The following is a 4,805-nucleotide window of genomic DNA, read 5'->3' as shown; positions in this document are numbered from 1 at the left end:
CCCCCGACCCGGGCGCGACCCGGCCCCTCGGCGCCCCGGGCACCGACGCCGTCACCGCCCCCGCCCGCCGGGCCCCGGCCCCCGACCCGGAGCGGACCACCGCGCTGCCCGCCCCCGTCGAGGAGGCCACGTCCCGCCTGGCCGCCCTGGCGACCCCGGGCCCCGACCGGAACCGCGGCGCCCCGCTGGCCTCGTGGACGGTGGGCGACTCCGTCGAGGAGACGGTGCTGCTCCCGCGCCCGCCGCTCGAGCAGGACGCGTCCGCCGTCCCCGCCCCCCGGGCCCCGAGCGACGACCGCAGCGACGCCTCGCTCGTCCGGGCGTCGGGCGGTATGGCGATCGCGACTCTGGTCAGCCGCCTCACCGGCTTCCTGCGCACCCTGGCCCTCGCGGCCACGATCGGCCTCGAGCTCGTCGGCAGCGCGTTCCAGATCGCGAACACGCTGCCGAACATCATCTTCGAGCTCCTCCTCGGCGGCGTGCTGACCAGCGTGGTCATCCCGGTGCTGGTCCGGGCGGCCAAGGAGGACGGCGACGGCGGCGACGCCTTCGCCCAGAAGCTGCTCTCCGGCGCCGCGGCGGCCCTGCTCCTCGCGACGACGGTCGCCACGGTCGCCGCGCCGCTGCTCGTCCTGCCCTACATCGAGAACGAGGCCTACCGGCCGCTCGCGACCGACTTCGCCTACCTCCTGCTCCCGCAGATCTTCTTCTACGGGATGGGCGCCCTGTTCGGGGCCGTCCTCAACGCCCGGGCCGTCTTCGGGCCCGCGGCGTGGGCCCCGGTGCTCAACAACGTCGTCGCCCTGGCGGCGCTGGCGGTCTACTGGTTCCTGCCCGACCCGCCCGAGGGCGGGGTCTCCACCACCCAGCTCCTCGTCATCGGCGTCGGCAGCACGCTGGGCATCGTCCTGCAGGCCGCGGTGATGCTGCCCGCGATGCGGCGCACCGGCTTCCGCTTCCGCTGGCGCTTCGGCTGGGACCGGCGGATCTCCGCCTTCGGCGGGCTGGCCGGCTGGGTCGTCGCCTATGTGATCATCTCGCAGATCGGCCTGACGGCCATCCTGCGCGTCGCCTTCTCCGCCGACGAGGGCGGCCCGTCGGTGTACTCGAACGCCTGGCTGCTCATCCAGGTGCCCTACGGCGTCCTCGGCGTCTCGCTGCTCACGGCCCTCATGCCGCGGATGAGCGCGGCCGCCGCCAACGGCCGCCTCGACCAGGTGGTGTCCGACCTCTCGTTGGGCTCGCGCCTGTCCACGGTCACCCTGCTGCCGGTGAGCGCGATCCTCACGGTCTTCGGCTCCCAGCTCGGGATCGCGATGTTCTCGCTGGGCCGCTCCGGGGGCGACTCCGCGGCCACCCTGGGCGCCACGCTGTCGGCCTCGGCGTTCGGGCTGCTGCCGATGGCGGTGGTCATGCTCCAGCTGCGGGTCTTCTACGCCATGGCCGACGCCCGCACCCCGACGATCATCATGGTGATCATCACGGCCGTGAAGGTCCCGCTGGCGTACCTGTGCCCGGTGCTCCTCCCGACCCAGCAGGTCGTGCTCGGCCTGGCCGCGGTCAACGCCTTCGGCTTCGTCGTCGGCCTCGTCGTGGGCAACATCTGGCTGCGCCGCCGGCTCGGCCGGCTCGACACGCGCCGGGTCCTGCGCACCGTGATGCTCACCGGGCTCGCGTCGGTCGTCGCCGTGCTGGCCGCGGTCGTCGTCGTGACGGTTCTCGAGCGGTTGCTGGGCGGCGGGGCCGGGGCGGTCGCCCGCGCCTGGCTCACGGTGACGGTCGGCGGGGGCGTGTCCCTCGTGGTCCTGGCCGTCGCGATGCGGCTGCTGAAGGTCCCCGAGCTCGACCCCGTGGTCTCGCGCCTGCGCCGCCTCGTCGGGCGCTGAACCGATCCACCCCGACGAGGTTGCTCGTCGGTGAGGGGTGTCGCGCCGCGCGCCGGGTACCACGACGTGACGGCGGCCGTCCCGTAGTCTCGGCGCCGTGCCCTGACGACCGGCCCACGGGGGCAGTGGGCGGACGGGCCGTGCGGAGGTGAGGGGTGGACGACGCGATGGGCGCCGGACGTGTGCCGCATCCCTCCCCCTCCGGTGCGGGCGCCGTCGCCGGGTCCGTGGAGGACCCCGCCCCGGAGACGCCGGCCGCCGACGAGGTCGTCGAGCCCGCCGCCGCGTCGGAGGCCACGACGCCGGACACCCCGAAGCCCGAGGCCCGCGCGTCCGGATCCCCCGAGCCGAAGGTCAACGCGACCGACGCGCCCACCGCCGTGGTCCCGCCCGCCTCGCCGCCCCCGGGCATCGACGGCCCGACCACCTTCCTGCCCGACGGGGCCCGCCGGGGCGGCACCGGGACCGGGTCGGCCCGGCCGCGCGGCAACGGCCGCCGGCGCCCGGGCCCGCCGCCGGGCCCGCGGACCCCGACGTCGGGTCCCATCCCCGTCGGCCCCGACGGCGCGCTCGTCCCCGGCACCGTGATCGCCGACCGCTACCGGCTGGTCAGCCAGGTCGGGCGCGACCGCGGCGCCGACGCCGTGCTGTGGAAGGCCCGCGACACCACGCTCGAGCGCGACGTCGCGATGACACTGCTCGTCGGCGGCTGGCAGGCCGACGCCCGGGCGTCCTCGGCCCTCTCGCGGGCCACCCGCTCGGCGTACTTCGCGCACCGGCACACCGCCCGCGTCCTCGACGTCATCCAGCCCGGGTCGAGCCGGCTGCCCGCGGGTGTCCTCGGTGCGGCGGTCGCCGAGTGGACCCCGGGCCGCGACCTCGCGGAGCTCGTCGCCGGCGGCCCGCTGAGCCCCAGCGCGTCCCTGCGCGTCGTGGAGCCGCTGGCCCAGGCCGTCGCCGACGCGCACCGCGCGGGCCTCGTCCTCGGGCTCGACCACCCGCAGCGCATCCGCGTGACGTCCCGCGCGAACGCCCGGCTCGCCTTCCCGATGCCCCGCGGCGACGCCACGGTCGACGACGACGTCCGCGGGCTCGGCGCCGCGCTCTACCTGCTGCTCACCGCGCGCTGGCCCGCCGGCGACGGCGCCACCCCGGCGGGGCTGAAGGCCGGGCCGCGCACCTCGGCCGGGGCCCCGGTCCCGGTGCGCGACCTGCGCCCGGGCCTCCCCGTGGGCCTGGCCGCGCTGGTCGACCGCACGCTCGACGCCACCGGCGGCATCCGCACGGCCGCCGCCGTCCACGGCCTCGTCCGGCAGCTGCGCGAGGGCGCCGAGGACGACGGGGTGCTGCTGCCCCTGACCGAGGACGGCGTCCAGCTCGACGACGACGGCGACGCGGTCTGGCACCCCGACGACGACGAGCCCGAGCACCACCACGACCCGGCGACCCGGCGCAAGCTCCGCATCGGCGTGACGCTGCTCGTCCTCGCCGTGCTCGCCATCGTCGCGTTCCTCGCCTTCCAGGCCGTGTCGCTGCTCGGCGGGGGACCCTCCTCCGGTCCGCCGCTGGTCATCCCCACCTCCGCGGCGGCGCCCCCGGCCACCCAGGCGACCGTGCCCACGGTGCCGCCCCCGCCGGCGCCCGCCGGGCCGGTGCAGCTCGCGAGCATCGCGGTCTACGACCCCTCCGGGAACCCGGACAACCCCGGCCAGGTCGGCCGCGCCGCCGACAACGACCCCTCGACCGCCTGGTCGACCTCGGACTACCGCCAGCAGTTCCCCGGGCTGAAGCCGGGGATCGGGCTCATGACGACGTTCCGGGCGCCGAGCCGGGTGTCCCAGGTGGTCGTGCGCTCCACCAGCCCGGGCACGACGATCGAGATCCGTGCGGCCTCCGCCCCGAACGTCCCCGTCGCGCAGACCCAGCTGCTCGGCACCGGCACCGTCTCGGGCGACACGACGACGATCCCGGTGCAGGCGGGCGCCCCGACGAGCAACCTGCTGGTGTGGGTCACCGGGCTCGGGCAGTCCGACGGCGGCTACTCCAGCGAGATCGCCGAGGTCACGGTGGTCGGGGCGGGCTGAGTTTCGCCAAACGGCCCCGGCGTCCGCGGGGGGCCGCCTAGCGTCCGGGCCCGTGACCGATCCGCGCTCCGACGAGGCGCTGCTCGCCGCGCACGTCGGCGGCGACCCGGACGCCTTCACCGAGATCGTCCGGCGCTACACCGACCGGCTCTGGGCCTTCGCGGTCCGCACGCTCGGCGACCCGCACGACGCGTCGGACGCCCTGCAGGACGCGATGCTCTCCGCCTTCCGCGCCGCCCCGCGCTGGCGCGGCGAGGCCGCCGTGTCCACGTGGCTGCACAAGATCGTCCTGCACGCCTGCCTCGACCGGATCCGCCGCCGGCGCCACCACCGGACGCACCCGCTCGACGACGACGCCGACGTCCCGCTCCCGCGCGACCCGATGACCACCCGGATGACCGCGCTCGCCGTCGAGGAGGCGCTGGCCCGGCTGCCCGTGGCCCAGCGCACGGCCGTGGTGCTGGTGGACATGGAGGGCATGTCGATCGCGGAGGCCGCCGTCGTGCTCGGCACCAAGGAGGGCACGGTGAAGAGTCGGGCGGCCCGCGGCCGGTACCGCCTCGCGGTGCTGCTCGGACACCTCCGGCCCGGATCGGCGGACGGTGGGAACGAGGAGGAGCCCGGCGACGTCCAAGCCACCGGGAGACGCGCCAGGAGGGGAGGAGGGTGATGACCGAGCGACCGGGAGCGGGGGAGCACCCCGACGACGAGGCCGTGCACCGGCACGCCGACGGCGCGGCGCCGCGGCCGGGCGAGGAGGCCCTGTTCGCGGCGCTCGACCGCACGCGGGCCCACGTCGCCGCCGGCCCGCGCCCCGCGCCGCCCGAGGGGCTCG

At 76.9% G+C, this 4,805-nt stretch carries 3 protein-coding genes; all 3 read left to right on the top strand.

All coding sequences use genetic code 11. The features are described 5' to 3' along the window. A partial coding sequence (gene murJ, locus ACFPBZ_RS29310) for a murein biosynthesis integral membrane protein MurJ (protein ID WP_378039640.1) occupies positions 1–1,886 on the top strand: 1,886 nt, incomplete at its 5' end. A 167-nt stretch (positions 1,887–2,053) separates the two neighbouring features. After that, on the top strand, positions 2,054–3,970 hold the full coding sequence (locus ACFPBZ_RS29305; RefSeq protein ID WP_378039639.1) for a protein kinase family protein: 1,917 nt from the start codon (positions 2,054–2,056) through the stop codon (positions 3,968–3,970). Positions 3,971–4,022: 52 nt separating this feature from the next. Further along, positions 4,023–4,640 carry an RNA polymerase sigma factor SigM gene (sigM, locus tag ACFPBZ_RS29300; RefSeq protein ID WP_378039638.1) on the top strand — a complete coding sequence of 206 codons (618 nt, stop codon included), beginning with the start codon at positions 4,023–4,025 and terminating at the stop codon, positions 4,638–4,640. The last annotated feature ends 165 nt before the right edge of the window (positions 4,641–4,805 follow it).

Origin of the sequence: Actinomycetospora atypica, assembly GCF_042653685.1 — a bacterium.
GTDB classification, from domain to species: Bacteria; Actinomycetota; Actinomycetes; order Mycobacteriales; family Pseudonocardiaceae; genus Actinomycetospora; species Actinomycetospora atypica.
The sequence above is the reverse complement of the archived record's forward strand: the minus strand, read 5'-3'. Positions and strand labels throughout refer to the sequence as shown.